General features: G+C 63.2%; 16 protein-coding genes. 5 read left to right on the top strand and 11 right to left on the bottom strand.

Annotation, left to right across the window (positions count from 1 at the left end):
• Positions 1-254: 254 nt before the first annotated feature.
• From JQ600_RS11035 to JQ600_RS11065, 7 genes are all read right to left on the bottom strand, one after another.
• Positions 255-905: a hypothetical protein gene (locus tag JQ600_RS11035; protein ID WP_249135796.1), complete on the bottom strand. Its 651-nt coding sequence runs from the start codon at positions 903-905 to the stop codon at positions 255-257.
• Complete coding sequence (locus JQ600_RS11040) at positions 902-1,420, bottom strand: c-type cytochrome (RefSeq protein WP_212391983.1); 519 nt, start codon at positions 1,418-1,420, stop codon at positions 902-904. Before JQ600_RS11040 ends, JQ600_RS11035 begins: the two co-directional genes overlap by 4 nt.
• Before the next feature lie 92 nt (positions 1,421-1,512).
• A complete protein-coding gene (locus JQ600_RS11045; protein WP_212489901.1) occupies positions 1,513-3,273 on the bottom strand; it encodes a PQQ-dependent dehydrogenase, methanol/ethanol family in 1,761 nt (586 codons plus the stop codon).
• A 198-nt stretch (positions 3,274-3,471) separates the two neighbouring features.
• The gene (locus JQ600_RS11050; RefSeq protein ID WP_212265525.1) at positions 3,472-3,966 is read right to left on the bottom strand and encodes a copper chaperone PCu(A)C; all 495 of its coding nucleotides are present in this window, start codon (positions 3,964-3,966) and stop codon (positions 3,472-3,474) included.
• Positions 3,967-4,283: 317 nt separating this feature from the next.
• Positions 4,284-5,081, bottom strand: a complete 798-nt coding sequence (locus tag JQ600_RS11055; protein ID WP_212391975.1) for an enoyl-CoA hydratase/isomerase family protein — start codon at positions 5,079-5,081, stop codon at positions 4,284-4,286.
• 130 nt (positions 5,082-5,211) lie between these two features.
• Positions 5,212-5,841, bottom strand: coding sequence for an AraC family transcriptional regulator (locus JQ600_RS37235; RefSeq protein ID WP_212489902.1), 630 nt, complete (start codon positions 5,839-5,841; stop codon positions 5,212-5,214).
• A gap of 237 nt (positions 5,842-6,078) precedes the next feature.
• Positions 6,079-6,336 carry a hypothetical protein gene (locus tag JQ600_RS11065; protein ID WP_192736901.1) on the bottom strand — a complete coding sequence of 86 codons (258 nt, stop codon included), beginning with the start codon at positions 6,334-6,336 and terminating at the stop codon, positions 6,079-6,081.
• A 129-nt stretch (positions 6,337-6,465) separates the two neighbouring features.
• On the opposite strand from JQ600_RS11065, the gene JQ600_RS11070 reads away from it, so the two are divergent.
• Complete coding sequence (locus tag JQ600_RS11070) at positions 6,466-7,974, top strand: diguanylate cyclase (RefSeq protein ID WP_212265522.1); 1,509 nt, start codon at positions 6,466-6,468, stop codon at positions 7,972-7,974.
• Between the two features lie 303 nt (positions 7,975-8,277).
• Here JQ600_RS11070 and JQ600_RS11075 read toward each other — a convergent pair whose 3' ends face one another.
• Complete coding sequence (locus JQ600_RS11075) at positions 8,278-9,156, bottom strand: UTP--glucose-1-phosphate uridylyltransferase (RefSeq protein WP_212391973.1); 879 nt, start codon at positions 9,154-9,156, stop codon at positions 8,278-8,280.
• 213 nt (positions 9,157-9,369) lie between these two features.
• On the opposite strand from JQ600_RS11075, the gene JQ600_RS11080 reads away from it, so the two are divergent.
• A complete protein-coding gene (locus JQ600_RS11080) occupies positions 9,370-10,785 on the top strand; it encodes a lytic murein transglycosylase (RefSeq protein WP_212489903.1) in 1,416 nt (471 codons plus the stop codon).
• Between the two features lie 219 nt (positions 10,786-11,004).
• Positions 11,005-12,714, top strand: coding sequence for an SGNH family hydrolase (locus JQ600_RS11085; RefSeq protein ID WP_212391971.1), 1,710 nt, complete (start codon positions 11,005-11,007; stop codon positions 12,712-12,714).
• A 138-nt stretch (positions 12,715-12,852) separates the two neighbouring features.
• Here the strand turns inward: JQ600_RS11085 and JQ600_RS11090 are convergent, their stop codons facing one another.
• The 3 genes from JQ600_RS11090 to JQ600_RS11100 all read right to left on the bottom strand — a co-directional run bounded on the left by JQ600_RS11090 (position 12,853) and on the right by JQ600_RS11100 (position 14,636).
• On the bottom strand, positions 12,853-13,251 hold the full coding sequence (locus JQ600_RS11090) for a CsbD family protein (protein WP_212391970.1): 399 nt from the start codon (positions 13,249-13,251) through the stop codon (positions 12,853-12,855).
• Between the two features lie 117 nt (positions 13,252-13,368).
• Positions 13,369-14,103, bottom strand: coding sequence for an SDR family NAD(P)-dependent oxidoreductase (locus tag JQ600_RS11095; RefSeq protein ID WP_212208565.1), 735 nt, complete (start codon positions 14,101-14,103; stop codon positions 13,369-13,371).
• A 14-nt stretch (positions 14,104-14,117) separates the two neighbouring features.
• Positions 14,118-14,636 carry a GNAT family N-acetyltransferase gene (locus JQ600_RS11100; protein WP_312011152.1) on the bottom strand — a complete coding sequence of 173 codons (519 nt, stop codon included), beginning with the start codon at positions 14,634-14,636 and terminating at the stop codon, positions 14,118-14,120.
• 94 nt (positions 14,637-14,730) lie between these two features.
• Between JQ600_RS11100 and JQ600_RS11105 the strand changes: the two genes are divergently transcribed.
• The gene (locus JQ600_RS11105) at positions 14,731-15,510 is read left to right on the top strand and encodes an SDR family NAD(P)-dependent oxidoreductase (RefSeq protein ID WP_212391968.1); all 780 of its coding nucleotides are present in this window, start codon (positions 14,731-14,733) and stop codon (positions 15,508-15,510) included.
• 96 nt (positions 15,511-15,606) lie between these two features.
• Positions 15,607-16,494 carry a TauD/TfdA family dioxygenase gene (locus JQ600_RS11110; RefSeq protein WP_212391967.1) on the top strand — a complete coding sequence of 296 codons (888 nt, stop codon included), beginning with the start codon at positions 15,607-15,609 and terminating at the stop codon, positions 16,492-16,494.
• Positions 16,495-16,611 lie beyond the last annotated feature (117 nt).

A 16,611-nucleotide genomic window follows, 5' to 3' on the forward strand; every position in this document is an offset into this window, starting at 1 on the left:
CATCAGGCAACGCCTGCGGATACGGTGATGCGCCTGTTGACGGACGAGCGGCTGGCAACGGGCGAGCTGAGCGGCATTACCGCTGTCATGCCCGCGAAGGCGGGCATCCAGTACGCCGCGGCCTTTCGATTCTATCACTGACGCCTCTGGAATACTGGATCGTCCGCCCCCGTGCGCAATTGCGCACTCGGGCGGACGATGACACCGAATATGCGTTCGCGATCTCGCGCCGCGAAGCGACCGAGGTTTGCTCCCTATTCCCTCGCGCGCAAGATGCTGATCCGGGTTTCGTCGACGAAGTTCTTGATGTCCTGATCGGGCCTGCGGAACAGATTGCGCTCGACGCTGAGCGAACGGCCGCTGACCGTCTTGGTGCAGCGCTCCTTCAGGTAGACGCCGCCGACCGGCTGGTCTCCCGCGTCGGGCCGGCCTTCCGTGCAGGTCCAGCCTTCCTGGCCGTAGCGTGACTTGGCCTGTATCCCGAGCAGGAACGCCTTCTTCCGGATATAGAGACGCGCCTTCGGATCGGTCTCGATCTGCAAGCCGGCGACATGGCCGGTGTCGTCGATCAGCAGGGTCAGGATCGCCGGATGGCCTGCCACCATCGTGCCGTCGCGGCTGGTGAACGGATCGTAGCCAAACCGGATCGCCCGCATGGCCTTCGCGCCGGCAGGACAGTCGCGCCAGTTCTTCCAGCCGGCCAGCGTTCGCTTCGGATCATCCGCGCACGCAAAATCGACATAGCCAGTTTCAGTCAGATCGCTCGCGGCCATTCCGAGCCTGATGTCACGCAGGTCGTTGCCGCCGAATTCTTCCGTCCGTGCCGGAGAGTGCGCCAATGCGACCGCCTGCCAGACAAGCAGGCCCGCAGCAACAACACCCGATAGCGTCAATCTGCTCATCATTGGCTCTTCCCCGTGTTGGCGGTGGCATGATCCGGCTTTTGCGCCTCGGCCTTGTAGACGTCGCAGACCCGCGACGAGCTTGAGAAGAAGGCGACGCATTCGGCGTAAGTAGGCTCGCCCGCTCCCTTGATGTGGGCGATCACGTAATCGGCGACGGCTTCGATATCCTTGGGCCGCAGAAACGTTCCGCCCTCGGGCGGCATCTGTGCCCCCGCATCCTGGCGGTTCATGTCAAAGCATTTCACCTCATCGTAGGCGCCGCGCACGAAGAACGGCATCCCCGTGCCCGGCCGTCCGCAGCCGACGGTTTCGATGATCTGTTCGCGCGTCAGCTCGGTCTTGCGCAGCGACAGCGCATCGCCGCCGTAGCCGCCGCCGCCATTGCCGTGCCATTTGTGGCAGCCCATGCAGTTGGCGCGGCCGAACACCGCCTTGCCGGCGCTGGTCGGATCCGAAACCTGCGCCGACTGACCATAGGCAGAAAAATTCAGCGCGACGACGCTCACGAGCAGCATGCCCGCCGCCGGGAGTTTGTTTGACATCATTATGGCGTCTCTTGTCGGGGAAGCGGGAGGGCCCGCCGCTGGCGGGCCCTCCTTCGGGAATGTCAGAGCGCGAAGACGTAGAGCATCGATCCCGGCTGTATCTTCTTCAGCTCGGGCGTCGAATCGATGAACCACTTGTCCCAGGCGCCGCCGAGGCCGACCAGGATGGCGAGATATTGTTTGCCGTCGACCGAGAAGGTCATCGGCGGTGCATTGACGCCGCCGCCGGTGTTGAACTCCCAGAGCTTCTGCAACGACTTGGCATCAAGCGCCATCACCTCGCCGGATGGCTGGCCGGTGAAGACGAGATCTGATGTCGCCAGCATGCCGCCGAGATTCGGGAACGGCGTTTCCAGTTTGCCGGCGATCTTGCCGGTGGTGACGTCGATCGCCGTGACGCTGCCGGTGATCCTGAAGGGCTGGCTCGGGCCACCGCCGGTCCAGAACTCCCGGGGCTTCAGCTTGTCCGGCGTCATCACCTCAACCTTGATGCGGTTGCAGCTCTCGATCACCGGGATGTACCAGAGCTTGAGGTCCGGATTGTAGGCCGTCGGCGGCCAGTTCTTGCCGCCCATGTTGCCGGGGCAGATGTCGGTTTCCATGTTGGTGCGGCTTGGCGTCACCGACGCAATATAGGTCTGCACGGCCTTGTTCGGATCGTACTCGATCGGCTTGCCGCTCTCCGGGTCGAGCCCCTTGGTCCATGTGACCTTGTTGACGAACGGCAGGCCCCAAACGAATTTTCCATTCGTGCGATCGATCGCATAGGCGAAACCGTTGCGGTCCGCTTCGAGCGCGAGCTTGCGCGTACCGCTCGGCCCGGGGATGTCCACCAGCACGTTTTCCGCCACGCTGTCATAGTCGTAAGGGTCGTTTGGCGTGTGCTGATAGTGCCACTTGATCTTGCCGGTATTGGCGTCAAGCGCCAGCGAACTGTCGGTGTAGAGGTTGTCGCCCGGCCGATACGCGTTATCCCAGTCCGGCCCGGGATTGCCGACGCCCCAGATGATGGTGTCGGTCGCGGGATCGTAGGTGCCGGTCACCCAGGTCGAGCCGCCGCCGGCGGCCATCGCGTTATTGTTGTCCTTCCAGGTCTCGCTGCCGGGCTCGCCCTTGCCGGGGATCGTATAGGTGCGCCAGACTTCCTTCTGGGTCGAAAGATCGGTGGCGGCGATCCAGCCGCGGATACCGTATTCCGCGCCGGCCACGCCTGTGATCGCCATGTTCTTGACGATCAGCGGTGCGCCGGTGATGACCTCGCCCTTGTCCGGATCGGCCACGGAGCGCTGCCAGGCGACCTGGCCGGAGTCCTTCTTGGTTGCGATCAGCCGGCCGTCCAGCGTGTGGGAAATCACGAGATCGCCCCACAATGCGACGCCGCGATTATCGACGCCGCAACAGGCGACGGCACCCGCCCAGTCACGGTCGGTCTTGGGATCCATCTTCCAGACCAGCGCGCCGCGCCCGCCATGCGCATCGATCTTGTAGACCGAGCCCCATCCATCGGTGACGTAGAGAAAGCCGTTCTCGGCAATGGGCGTGCCTTCCAGGCCGGCATGGCTCCAGATGCCGCCGGGCTCGATGCCGCCAAGGTGCATCGTCCAGGCGACCTTCAGGTTCTTCACGGTATCGCGGTTGATCTCCTTCAGCGTGGAGAACCGGTGACCCGCATAATTCTGATGATGATGAAGCCAGTTGCCGGCTTCCTTGTCGACGTTGAGCAGCCGTTCCTGATTGACCTCGTCCGCGGCGGAGACGGGCGTTACGCCCGCAGCGCTTGCGGCTGCCAATGCAACGGCAAGCAGACAGGCTCGCGTTGACATTTTCGTGTGACCTGAAGATCGCTCCATGATTAATGCCTTCCTTGTTGGCGGGTTGTTGTTGGCAGTTCATGTTGGCATTGTTGTTGGCAGTTCTTGTTGGCAGTTCTTGTTGGCAGTTCTTGTCGGATTAAACGTCCGGCTTGTCCGGGCGTCCCGCCGACGGGCCCTGTTCAGAGCTTCACCAGTCTGCTGTCGCGATCAGGGCGTTCGCGAAATGTGCACCTCCGTTTCTTTGGTGCCGGCCTTCTGGAATACGATGGCGCACGTGAAGGCCTCGCCGGCGACGAGCTTCTGCCGCGTCTGCAGCAGCATGACGTGATAGCCGTCCGGCTTGAGTTCGATCGTCTTGCCTTGCGGAATCGGGATCGACTTGATCTCGCGCTTCGCGGGCGCGCCCTCGCCGCGATCGACGGTGTGCTTCTCGGAGAAATTCGCAAACGGACAACGGACGCGCAGCAGGGCGTCGGCTTCGGCCGCATCGTTTTTGATCGTCATCAGCAGCGGGAGATTGATGCCAATCTCGTCGGACGCGGACACCCAGGCGTTGGTCACCTGCAGCGCATCACCGGCAGCGGCGAAGCCGGGCGTCAGCGCAAGTTTCAGCCCAAGCCCGGCAGCAAGTCCAAGCGCCAGCAGCGGCCAGCGGGGACTTGCAGGCAAAGGATGCCTAAAGGAACAGGCTGTCCGATTCATCGGCGCCATCCTCCCACGATCTTTTCTTGTTTCTTGGCTCTTAGATTACGCCCTTGGGTATTCCACTTCTTCCCAAATTGGGGCGGCGATAGGGCCGCGTGTGGAAAATGATTCCAGCAACTCGCTCTTCCCGGGTATGCCGCGCGCCGGTGTTGATGTCAGAGCGGCTTGAGGCAGCGAGCCGAGCGCCGTGGCATACAGTACACCGTGGCGATCCATCACTGACGTCTCTGCCATACCCGAGCCGCTTCACTCGTTGAGCTTTGCCCGCCGGACTCGCTGCGCTGACGCGGCCTACGCGGTCGTGGTCGCCACCCTTAGGCAGGCAAGGGCCAGGTGATATCCTTGCCCTTCAGTTCCTTGTAGCGTCGCGCGTGAGCACGGATGCTTCCGAGATCGGACATGCCGCGCGACAGCCAATCCCGATCAAGGCGAGCGGCATTGTCGATTGCTGCCATGGTGGTCGCCTGAAGCGCGCGCTTCGAGAAGGCATAGGCAGTATAGCAGTCCGGTGGCACCAGCGCCGCCCAGGCGATGGCTGCATCCCGCACCTGATCCGGTGCGACCGTCTGCTGAACAATGCCCAATCGAGTCGCGGCCGCAAGATCATGGATTTGACCGAACAGCGTCAACTCGAATGCCGCGCGCGGACCGACGGCGTGTTTGATGATCTCGCAGTAGACGGCTGGCATCGGGATGCCGATTGGCACCTCGTTCAATGAGAATTGCAGTGGACCTTCGCCCGCTATGCGGTGATCACAATCAAGCGCAGTAATCAACCCACCAGCGTAGGCGTGACCGTTGATTGCCGCCACCGTTGGCCGTGGGTAGGTGAACAGACGCAGGTTCGTAGCCCGGTAAGCGTCGAACCAGGCGTCGATCTCCTTGAGCGAGCGGCGCGCGAATAACGGAAAGTGATGGTCAAAGTCGAGGCCGGCGGTGAAAACCGCACCCGATCCGGTCAGGACCACAGCGCAATCGCCGAACTCGGTTTCGAGACGGTCGAATGCTGCATGGAGATCGGCGAAGAAAGCCGGATTTTGTGCGTTGACCTTGTTGGTGTTCATGGTCACCACAGCGACATGCGGGTGCTGGCGTTCGATGGTCCAGGGCATCGGGCGATCCTCTCAGGCAAGCTTGAACAAGCGCCGGGCGTTGTGCGCCAGGAATGCCGACTGAGCTTTGGCACCATCGGGCCTGTTGCGCACGAATGCGCGTGCCGGCCAATGGCGAACGCGAACCGGCTCAATGAGCTTTAGTTGTGGCCTCAAGGGGCCATACCGCGATCCTTAGACGGCTGGACGGACCTGTGTCTTGAAGAAATCGGACAGCCCGCGCGTGACGCCCGCGCCATGCTTGCTTGAATGCACCGGGCGTAACACCGGCGTGCCGCCGAAACTCCCTGGTCAGGTGAGCCTGGTCGGAAAACCCGAGATTAAAGGCGATAGCTGACAGCCCGGCACCTCGGGTCGCAATTTCATAGACTGAGCGGCGGAACCGCTGCATTGCCATGAAGCGCTTCGGCGGAAAACCGGTCGCTGTTCTCATCCTCCGGTGAAGCGTCCTGACCGAGCCGCCTACGTGGCTTGCAAGATTGCCAACCCGGTCGCGTGACGTCTCAAAGTAATCGCTACTGATGAGTGAGCCGTGCGGCGCGTGTTGCGAAAGCGCAAACACGACCTGGTCCAGGGAATTCAGGATGTCGAGACACGATGGACTTGTACTGATGACGCGCGCCAGGGTCTGCTGGCACGCGACAATCGTCGGGTCCTCCGTGCGCAACGGACCCGACCAATTCGGCTTGAACTTGATGCCGATGATCCAGCCGGAAAACGCCCTGCCCTTCTTCCGATGACCAAAGCTTGGTTCGTTCACGACCACTTTGCCGCTATGTCCTGATCCCGGGACGCTTTCTCGAAAGCTGAAGGCGAGTTCCCTGAGCGGAGAGGCAAACGTCAGGCGGTCTGCCGTCAGCCGCCCCGATCCTTCAGGACGTAGATTGAATCTACAAACTTGCTGTGGTCCTGCAGCGGTGCGAACTCGGCGTAAAAAGAGGGGCGCGCGAACAGATGTTCGCCATCTTCGGTTATCCGGATGGTTCGCGTGGCCAACCTATCTCCTCACCTTCATCTTCTTGAACTTCACGCTCTTGCCGTCCGCCTGCCTTGTCGCGATGTAGCCGGCCTCGAGGCAGGCTTCGCGCTGCGGCATCTTCTCCTGCGGACTGCGCTCGGTTTCCCACCACGAGGCCCGGTGCGCCGCGCGCGGCAGGGCGGCATCGATGATCTCCTCGATCTGTTCGAAGGTCAGCACGAATTCGGGCAGCTTCTGCTTCTTCAGATAATCCCGCAGCAAATCGTAATCGTTCACCCGTATCCCCGTCGTTTTGCGCAATGCCGCCGATCCCGGCAACCAAGCGTTAACCGATCGGCGCATCGTTGTCGCCATTTAAGGCCGCGACAAGGTTTCCGGTGCATTGAGGATGGCTGGGAGCGGACGATGTTGTTCGGACGGCGCATAGACTTGGCCAAAAAACGGGCCCATCGGCCCTGGCGGCTGTCGGCCAAGTTGCTGATCGCCTCCTCCGTGGCCACCGTGATCGGCTTCTCCGCGATCTGCGCCAACGTGATGCTCGACATGCGGCGCGGCGAGGAAGAGCTGGCCCGCCAGACGCTCGAAAACCTCGCCGCCGGCATCGACGCCGACATCGGACGCAATATCGAGCTCTACGACCAGTCGCTGCGCGCGGTCGCCAGCAATCTGGTGATGCCGGAGCTCAAGGACGTCAGCAAGGAAATCCGCCATCTGATCCTGTTCGACCGCGCCGCCTCCGCCAAGCATTTCGGCGCGATCCAGGTGTTCGACGCGTCGGGGCGATTGTGGATCGATGCTTCCTCGCTCGACCCGCGGCCGGAGAACCGCGCCGATGAGGAATATTTTGCGGTCCATCGCAGCAATCCGGACGAGGGCCTGTTCGTCAGCCGCCCGATGCTGCATCGCGGCGCCTATTCGATCGTGCTGAGCCGGCGCATCGCCGACGCCGAAGGCCGCTTTCTCGGCGTGGCCGCAGGTTCGATCCGGTTCAGCTACTTCCATGAGCTGTTCGACCGATTGAACCTCAGTCCCGACGATACGATCACCGTGCTGCGCCGCGACCGCACCATCATCATGCGCAAGCCGTTCAACCTCGACATCATCGGCAAGAACCTGGCGACGGTGCGAAGCTGGAACGCGAACAATCTGAAGCCCAGCGGGTCATATGCCGGGCAAGGCCCTGTCGATGCGACACCCCGGCTCTATGTCCGGCGAGACAGCAGCGGTCCGCTCTATGTCGTGGTCGGAAAACCGCTCGAAGCCGTCTTCCGGCTTTGGCAACGGGAAGTGATCCGGATCGGCGCCATCATGACCGCGCTGATCCTGTTCGTGCTCGGCACCACCTTCTTCCTCGGGCGCGAGATCAGCCGCCGCGCCCAGGCCGAGGACAAGCTCGAGGAACTCGCCACCACCGACGCGCTCACCGGCCTGAAGAACCGGCGCAAGTTCGATCTCGAGATCGATATGGAGTGGCGGCGCGCGGTGCGCAGCAGGACGCCGGTCGCGCTATTGATGATCGATGCCGATCATTTCAAATCCTACAACGACAATTATGGCCACCAGGCCGGCGACCAGGTGCTGGTCGGCATTGCGATCTGCATCTCCGACTCGGTCAGACGCGCCGGCGATTGCGGGGCACGGTTCGGCGGCGAGGAATTCGCGGTGCTGTTGCCGGGGATCTCGGTCACTGAGGCGCTCGCGGTCGCCGAAAACATCCGGCACAAGGTCGCGCATTGGTCGGAGGAGCCGGAAGTCACGACCGTCAGCATCGGCGTCGCCAGCATGATGCCATCAGCGGGGCTGGACTGGCCTGACCTGATCGCGGCCGCCGACAAGGCGCTCTATGCCGCCAAAGCCAATGGCCGCAACCAGACCGTGGTCGCCAACCTTCCGCAATTGGCGATGGTGGCTTAGGGGAAAACGGCGCTACTTCTTCTGTGCCGGAACATGAATTCCGTAGTCGCGCTTCTTTACTGGTCCATCGAGATAGGCTTTGGCCTCTTCGAGCCCGGCCTTGATCTTGTCGAACGCGGCTTTTGCCATTTCCCTCTCCGATCGCTCTTCATTGGGAGCGAAGCAATCCAACCACTGTCATTCCGGGGCGATGCGCAGCATCGAACCCGGAATCTCGAGATCCCCCGATGTGCAATTGCACATCTGAGGTTCGCATCTTCGATGCGCCCCGGGATGACTTCAAAAGCGCGTGCGCTTTTGAAGTCACTTCTCCAGATACTTCTTCATCTCCGCGCGCAGGCCGTCGCGCAGATCGGCGCGGGCCATGCCGTAGGCGATATTGGCGCGCAGGAAGCCGGGCTTGGAGCCGCAATCGTGCCGCTCGCCCTCGAACTCCAGGCCGTAGAATTTTTGCGTGTTGGCGAGCGCTCGCATCGCATCGGTGAGCTGGATCTCGCCGCCGGCGCCGCGCTCCTGCGTCTCGAGAATCTTGAAGATCTCCGGCTGCAGGATGTAGCGCCCGGTGATCGACAGGTTTGACGGCGCGGTGCCTTTGGCCGGCTTCTCCACCATGCCATCGACCTCGAACATCTTGCCGGTGCGCTTGCCGACGCCGCAGATGCCGTATTGATGGGTCATGTCTTCGGGCACCGCCTCGACCGCGAGCACGTTGGATTTCTCACCGAGTTTGCTGGCGGCCTCGATCATCTGCGCGAGGCAGCCCGGCGTGTTCAGCACCAGCTCGTCCGGCAGCACCACGGCGAACGGTTCGTCGCCGACGATGTCGCGCGCGCACCAGACCGCATGGCCAAGACCCAGCGGCGCCTGCTGGCGGGTGAAACTGGTGGCGCCGGCAGCGGGCTGGTCGCGCGCCAGGATTTCCTGCTCGGCCTTCTTGTTGCCGCGCGCGGCGAGCGTGGTGTCGAGCTCGAACATGCGGTCGAAATGGTCCTCGATCACGCCCTTGTTGCGCCCGGTGACGAAGATGAAATGCTCAATGCCGGCTTCCTTGGCCTCGTCATAGACGTACTGGATCAGCGGCTTGTCGACGATGGTCAGCATTTCCTTCGGCATCGCCTTGGTGGCGGGCAGGACGCGGGTGCCGAGGCCGGCGACCGGGAAGACGGCTTTGCGGATTTTCATGGGAATATCGGTAGTCCCTTAAGCGTGAGGAGTATGCGTGTTAGGAGTTGGTAGCCCGTTTGCAGCCGGGAACAAAGGCGGATGTGTGGTGCGGCAAGTCGGCCGCGCCCCCTTGCGGCGGAAAAGGGGGAGAAACAAATTCCGGCCTTTGTTAAGCTGTTGGAAACCGTGACAGGGCCTTGTGAAACGGGGACGTTGAAGGGCGGAGACGACATGCGTTGGACGGGAACCGCGGTGACCTACCGGACCGCCGCGATCATCATTGCGGTGACGCTGCTGCATGCTGTTTTTTGCACCCAGGCTTTTGCCCAATCATCCGGCAACAACGGCGTCTCGAACTTCTTCGGCAACATCTTCGGCCAGAAATCAGCCACCTCGCCGCAGGCGCAGGCAGCACCTGCCCCGGAAGGCGCACCATCCGCGCCGTCCGCACCGCCACCCTGGAGCGGCGAAGACGGCGGTTCGGGCCATCCGTTGATGACCGCAGCTGCGATCCGGCAGGCCGCGGCGAATTTTCCAAACTGCGTCGCTTCGATGTGGCCCGATGCCGCACGGCGACACGTGACGCAAGCGAATTTCGAGCGCTTCACCGCGGGCCTTTCGCCCGACCTGCGCATCATGGACCTGATGGATTCACAGCCCGAATTCACCAAGGCGATCTGGGACTATCTCGACATCCTCGTGAATGAAAACCGGCTCGCGAAGGGCCGCGAGATCCTCGCCAAGTACAAACCGCAATTCGACGCGGTGGAAAAAGCCTATGGGGTCGACCGCTACGCCATCGCGTCGATCTGGGGCATCGAATCGAACTACTCGACGCAAATGGGCGACCGCAACGTGCTCAACTCGACCGCGACGCTGGCCTGCATCGGCCGCCGCCAGGGCTATTTCAAGGACGAGTTCCTGACCGCGCTGGAGATCCTGAACCGCGGCGATCTGCGTCCCGAACAGATGCGCGGCTCGTGGGCCGGCGCGTTCGGGCCGACGCAGTTCATGCCGACCGCCTTCAAGCGCTACGCCGTCGATGCCGACGGCGACGGCCGCCGCGACGTCGTCGACAATGTGGCCGACCTGATCGCCTCGACCGCCAACAACCTCAGGAAGGACGGCTGGCAGACCGGCCAGACCTGGGGCTACGAAGTCGTGCTGCCCAAGGGTTTCAACTTCATGCTGGCCGACAAGGCCAAGGCGATGCCGATCGCGCAGTGGGAACAGCAGGGCCTCAGACGCGCCGACGGCAAGCCTTTCGGCAATCAAGCCGACAAGGCCTATCTGCTGGCGCCGGCCGGCGCCGACGGGCCGGGCTTCCTGATGCTGCAGAATTTCCGGGTGATCATGAAATACAACCCGGCCGAGGCCTATGCGCTGGCGATCGGGCATTTCGCCGACCGCCTGCGCGGCGGCGCGCCATTCGTGCAGCCCTGGCCGCGGCAGGAACGGGTGCTGTCGCGCGCCGAGCGGCTGGAACTGCAGCAGCTCCTGGCCCAGCGCGGCTTCTACCGAGGCACCCCGGACGGCCAGTTCGGCGGCACGACCCGCGAGGCGCTGCGCGGCTTCCAGGCCTCGATCGGGGCCCCAGCCGACGGATTCGCCTCCTCCGACGTGCTGGAGCGGCTGCGGGGTCGCTAAAAAGCGTTTTCGAGCGAAGTGGAAACCGGTTCGCGTCAAGAAAACGCGTCAAAACGAAAAACCAACCGGTTTGGCGCCAAAAGTAACCCCGTACAGCACATTTTCGTGCCGCCCTTGACGGGGCTGGCCGTTGCCCGATTTATGGCAAGGAATATGCCCGCTTGCGGCCTGATTCCGCTATTATAACTGCGCCTTCACAACCCATTGCGACCGAACCGGATGCAAAAGCCAAAGTCCTTTTTCCGCGTGTTCACCGAAACCGGTCCGCTGACTGCGGTGGCGGTGGCGATCGCGCTGTTGATCGGGATCGCGGGACCTGCGTCCGCGCAGTTCTTCAATTTCGGCGGCTTCGGCGGTCCGCCGCAACCGCAGCAGCGGCAGGCGCCGCGCAACAACAATGGCGGCTGGTTCGGCGGCGACTTCTTTACGCCGTTCCAGCAGCAGGCCCCGCAACAAGCGCCGCGCCAGGATTTCTCCAGGGCGCCGGCGCCCGCCAAGCGCGACACCGCGCCCGAACGGAACGTGCTGGTACTCGGCGACGGCATGGCGGACTGGCTCGCCTACGGCCTGGAAGACGCTTACTCCGAACAGCCCGACATGGGCGTGATCCGCAAGCATCGGACCGTATCCGGCCTGATCAAATATCAGCCCAAGGGCGAACCGTCAGATTGGGCTGCCGCCGCGCGCAGCATCCTCGCCAACGAGAAGCCGGACGCCATCGTCGTCATGCTCGGCCTCAACGACCGCGTCGCGATACGCGAGCTTGCGGTCGACAAGTCGAAGAAAGACGACAAGAAGACCGCCAAGCCGGCCGAAGCCAAGCCCGATGCCAAGCCCGGCGCGAAACCGGATGGCTCGGCGGAGACCGCCGCGAAGCCGGATGACAAGCCGGCCGATGCCGAAGCGGCCGACGACGCCGACAGCGATGCGCCGCAGGTCGCAGCACCCGAGAAGAGTTCGCGCTCGGCGGGCGGGCTCTACGAATTCCGCGACGAGCGCTGGGTCGAGCTCTACGCCAAGAAAATCGAAGAGATGATCGGCATCCTGAAATCCAAGGGCGTGCCGGTGCTGTGGGTCGGGCTACCAGCAGTGCGCGGCGTCAAAGGCACGTCCGACTCGCTGTTCCTCAATGCGCTCTATCGCGACGCATCGGCCAAGGCCGGCATCACCTATGTCGATATCTGGGATGGCTTTGTCGACGAGGCCGGCCGCTTCCTGCAGAAGGGCCCCGACTTCGAAGGCCAGATCCGCCAGCTGCGTTCCTATGACGGCGTGTATTTCACCAAGCCCGGCGCGCGCAAGCTCGCGCATTATGTCGAGCGTGAAGTCACCCGCCTCTTGGCCTCCCGCTCCGGACCGATCGCGCTGCCGGTCGAACCGGCGACGCCCGACGCCAATGCCGTGCCGGGCCAACCGGCGCCGCGGCCGCTGGCCGGACCTATTTTGCCGCTGGTGGCCTCTTCCGTCGGTACCGATCAATTGCTCGGCGGACCGGGCACGCGTCCCGCCGCGGTCGATGCGCTTGCTGCGCGAACGCTGGTGAAGGGCGAACCGCTGGCGGCGCCGGCCGGCCGCGCCGATGATTTCGCCTGGCCGCGCCGCGAAATCGGCCGCGAACAGGCCAAAGATCAGGGCAAGGACTTGGCCAAGGATTTGGCCAAGGGTGAATCGCCGGTCGCTGCCACCGCACCTGACGGTACGGTCCCGCCCGCCGCGCCGCCGAAACCCCTTGCGCCGAAGAAGCAATTCCGTCCCGCGCAGACCGAACAGCCGGCATTGCGCGATTTCTTCGGCGGCTTCGGTGCGCCGCCGCGCCAGATTGCACCAGCGCCGCCGCGCGCGCCTGGACCCATCGCGCCGGGCGTGCCGCGCCCGCCGGGTAACGTCGGGCGAGCAGCAGAAGCCCCGGCAGGCGCGCTCACAAGATGACATGAGTCATTCCGGGGCGCGCGTCAGCGCGAACCCGGAATCTAGAAGTTGTTGCGCGAGATTCCGGGTTCGATGCTTTCGCATCGCCCTCAGGTGCGCAGTTGCGCAGTTGCGCACCGGGGAATGACGGCGCTAGGCCTAGCCGTAATACCGCCAGCGCGACGGCGGCGGGCGGCGCGGCTGTCGGGTCATCAACAGCGCCAGTGCAAATCCAATTCCGCCCGCGACCAGGAGCGCGCCGAGCGGATTGTCCTGCACGGTTTTCGCCATCGCCTTCTGGCCGTCGCGAAGGGTGTCGCCGCTGTTGTCGTAGGCGTCCTTGACGGTATCCACGGCATCCTTGGCGTAGTTGGCCGCGGCATCGGTGGCGTCGCGCGCGGCGTCCTTGGCCTGGCCGTACAGATTCTGCACGGTGCCTGCAGCCTCGCGCGCGCGGCCTTCGGCCTGCGTTTTGGCATCGCCCGTCATACTACCGACAGCGCCTTCGACCTTGCCGGCGAAATCCTTGGCCGAACCTGCAATTCGATCCTTGTCCATCACGATCACTCCCTTTTTCAGAGGAAGTAACCGACGAGACGCTTGCAAGTTCCTGCGTCATTAGTTTTACGCGTTTTCTTCACGCGAACCGGTATCCACTTCGCTCGAAAACGCTATTCAGAGGATGAGCCCGCCATCGACCACAATGGTCTGGCCGATGACATAGGACGCCAGCGGCGACGCCAGGAACAAGGCGGCGCCGGCCATGTCGGCGGGGGTGCCAAGACGCTTCAGCGGAATGCGTTCGAGCGCGCCTTCAAGCCGCTTCGGATTGGCCGTCGTCGCCTTGGTCATCTTGGTGTCGACCAGGCCCGGCGCGATGCCGTTGACGCGGATGCCGTTCTCGGCCCATGCCTCGCCCAACGTGCGCGTCAAGCCGACCGCGCCGGTCTTCGAGGCGTTGTAGGCGGGATTGCCCATGGTCGAATGATAGGCCGCGGTCGAACTGACGATGATCAGCGATCCCTTGCTGGCGCTCAGCATCGCGTGAAATTTCGTCGCGCACGCCATCAGGCTCATCAGGTTGACCTCGAGCACCTTGCGAAAGCCATCCATTTCGAATTCGCCGCGCCGGTAGATCACCGCGCCCTGCGCCAGCACCAGCACGTCCAGCCCATCGAACGACGGCTTGAATTGCTCGATCGCCTGCGCGTTGCTGACGTCGAGCTGCGCATATTCGAGACCTTGAAGGTCCGATCCTTCGCCGGCGAAGTAATCCGCCGCTTTGGCGCGGGTGCCGCAGACCGCGACGCGCGCGCCCTTGGCGCGGAATGCCTGCGCGATGCCGTTGCCGATCCCGCTGGAACCGCCGACCACCAGCACCTGCTTGCCGCTGAAATCGAGTTCGTTCATCGCCTGCATCCTTTCTAGCTTGAGCTCTCATCGAGGAAGTTGACCATGAGAACCTCGTCGTAATATCGCCCCTCGTGCTTGAGCGCCTTCTTCTCATAACCGTATTCGACAAAGCCCATGGCGCGATACAGCCCATGCGCAGCTTCGTTGTCGCTTACCACCGCCAGCTGAACCATCTCGACGCGTCCGCGCGCATGATCGAGCACCGCCGCGACAAGCTTACGCCCAACACCCGCATTCCGGGCAGTGTCTCGGACATACATGGTCCAAAGCAGCCCCTTGTGTGCCTGCTTCGAATTTTCCCGCGCGGAATATCCGGCCATTCCGGCGAGAGTCCCATCGAGGAACGCCCCAAAGATGTCCGCAGCGCCAAGCCTCGCCTCGAACCACGATAGCGGCTGCGCGTTTTCGCGCTCGAAGGTGCTGCCGAAGGCTTCAGGGTTTTTCTGCAACGCCTCCAGACGGATGTCCCTGAAGAGGGCGGCATCCGAAATCTCCAGGCGGCGAATTTGCAGATCTGGAATATCGGCCACTGTTGCACCCTGTTGCTGTGGTTTGACCTGTCTGCGGATCGGTGCCAGCCTTGTCAATCCTGCAACGCATCGCACAAATTCCGCGAGTCATTTCATGTCAGATTTCAGAGAACTCAGCCGTTCGGTCAAGGGCCTGACCGTTCTCGTCACCGGCGCCGCCAGCGGCATGGGCCGCGCCACCGCGCTGGTGTTCGCCGCCGAAGGCGCCAATGTTGCCGTCACTGATGTCAACGCCGAGGCCACGCAGGCGGTCGCCGATGAAATCAAAGAAAGAGGCGGTACCGCAAAGGCCTGGACGCTCGACGTCGCCAAGGCCGATGACATCATCAAAATCGTCGGCGCCATCGCGGCGCATTTCGGCAGCCTCGACATCCTGATCAACAATGCCGGCCTGTCGCTGCGCGCCCCGATCGACGCGGACGGCTATGAGGAGGCCTGGACCAAGGCGCTGGCTGTCATGCTGACCGCGCATCCGCGCATCATTCGTGCCGCGTTGCCGCATTTGCGCCAATCAAAATGCCCGCGGATCGTCAACATCGCCTCCACCGAAGCGCTCGGCGCCACCGCCACCAACAGTCCGTACGCAGCCGCCAAGGCCGGCGTCACCGGCCTGACCCGCGCGCTTGCCGTGGAACTCGGCCGCGAGGGCATTACGGTGAACTGCATCTGCCCGGGACCGATCCGGACCGGGATCACCGAGCGGATTGCGGAGGAGCACAAGACCATCTTCGCCAAACGCCGCACCGCACTCGGCCGCTACGGCGATCCCGAGGAAGTCGCCCACATGACCTTGAGCCTGTGCCTGCCGGCCGCATCATACCTGACCGGCGTGGTTATTCCGGTGGACGGCGGCCTGATGGCGCGGAACGCGTAGCGGGCATGCAGCCGAAACGTTGACTTGGTCCCGTCAGGGAGTAGCTTTTTACCAAACGAAGCGGGACAAACGCCCGCCGCTTTACGGAGAAACGCCATGACGGTCACGATCCGGCAGCTGGGGAAGCATTTTTTTGGCGAGGTTTCCGGCGTCGATCTGCGCAAGCCGCTGACGCCGCAGGAGGCCGCCGATATCGAAGCCGGCATGGACAAATACGCCGTGCTGCTGTTCCGCGACCAGAACATTACCGACGAGCAGCAGATGGCGTTCGCGCTGAATTTCGGCGAGCGGGAAAATCCGCGCGGCGGCAGTGTCGTCAAGCCGGAGGATTCGCGGCTGCAGACCGGGCTCAACGACGTCTCCAACCTCGGCAAGGACGGCAAGCCGCTGCCGCGCGACAGCCGCATCAACCTGTTCAACCTTGGCAATTGCCTGTGGCATTCCGACTCATCGTTCCGCCCGATTCCGGCGAAGTTCTCGCTGCTGTCGGCGCGGGTGGTGAACCCGAAGGGCGGCAACACCGAATTCGCCGACATGCGCGCGGCCTATGACGCGCTCGACGACGAGACCAAGGCCGAGATCGAGGACATGATCTGCGAGCATTCGCTGATGTATTCGCGGGGATCGCTCGGCTTTCTCGACTACACCGATGAAGAGAAGCAATTGTTCAAACCGGTGCTGCAGCGGCTGGTGCGCACCCATCCGGTGCACGGCCGCAAATCACTGTACCTCTCGTCACATGCCGGCGCCATCAGGGGCATGACCATGCCGGAGGCCCGGCTGTTGCTGCGCGACCTCAACGAGCACGCAACGCAGGGCGAATTCGTCTACGTCCACAAATGGACGCTGCATGACCTCGTGATGTGGGACAACCGCCAGACCATGCATCGCGTGCGCCGCTACGACCAGTCACAGCCCCGCGACATGCGCCGCGCCACGGTGGCGGGAACGGCACCGACGGTGGCGCAACAGGCGGCGGAGTAGAGCTTCGTCGTCGTCCCGGCGAAGGCCGGGACCCATACGCCGTGACCTCGATAGTGAAATCGAGGCGGCAGACACAAGCGCGTTGGAGCGACCAACGCACTCAACAATACACATTTG

The organism is Bradyrhizobium sp. AUGA SZCCT0176 (genome assembly GCF_018130145.1).
GTDB lineage: Bacteria > Pseudomonadota > Alphaproteobacteria > Rhizobiales > Xanthobacteraceae > Bradyrhizobium.

Coding starts and splice junctions, on each gene's coding strand:
- JQ600_RS11035 (WP_249135796.1), bottom strand. CDS start 905: ATGATGAGCAGATTGACGCTATCGGGTGTTGTTGCTGCGGGCCTGCTT.
- JQ600_RS11075 (WP_212391973.1), bottom strand. CDS start 9,156: ATGAAAATCCGCAAAGCCGTCTTCCCGGTCGCCGGCCTCGGCACCCGC.
- JQ600_RS11040 (WP_212391983.1), bottom strand. CDS start 1,420: ATGCTGCTCGTGAGCGTCGTCGCGCTGAATTTTTCTGCCTATGGTCAG.
- JQ600_RS11110 (WP_212391967.1), top strand. CDS start 15,607: ATGACGGTCACGATCCGGCAGCTGGGGAAGCATTTTTTTGGCGAGGTT.
- JQ600_RS11080 (WP_212489903.1), top strand. CDS start 9,370: ATGCGTTGGACGGGAACCGCGGTGACCTACCGGACCGCCGCGATCATC.
- JQ600_RS11090 (WP_212391970.1), bottom strand. CDS start 13,251: ATGGACAAGGATCGAATTGCAGGTTCGGCCAAGGATTTCGCCGGCAAG.
- JQ600_RS11105 (WP_212391968.1), top strand. CDS start 14,731: ATGTCAGATTTCAGAGAACTCAGCCGTTCGGTCAAGGGCCTGACCGTT.
- JQ600_RS11055 (WP_212391975.1), bottom strand. CDS start 5,081: ATGCCCTGGACCATCGAACGCCAGCACCCGCATGTCGCTGTGGTGACC.
- JQ600_RS11070 (WP_212265522.1), top strand. CDS start 6,466: ATGTTGTTCGGACGGCGCATAGACTTGGCCAAAAAACGGGCCCATCGG.
- JQ600_RS11045 (WP_212489901.1), bottom strand. CDS start 3,273: ATGTCAACGCGAGCCTGTCTGCTTGCCGTTGCATTGGCAGCCGCAAGC.
- JQ600_RS11095 (WP_212208565.1), bottom strand. CDS start 14,103: ATGAACGAACTCGATTTCAGCGGCAAGCAGGTGCTGGTGGTCGGCGGT.
- JQ600_RS11050 (WP_212265525.1), bottom strand. CDS start 3,966: ATGAATCGGACAGCCTGTTCCTTTAGGCATCCTTTGCCTGCAAGTCCC.
- JQ600_RS11085 (WP_212391971.1), top strand. CDS start 11,005: ATGCAAAAGCCAAAGTCCTTTTTCCGCGTGTTCACCGAAACCGGTCCG.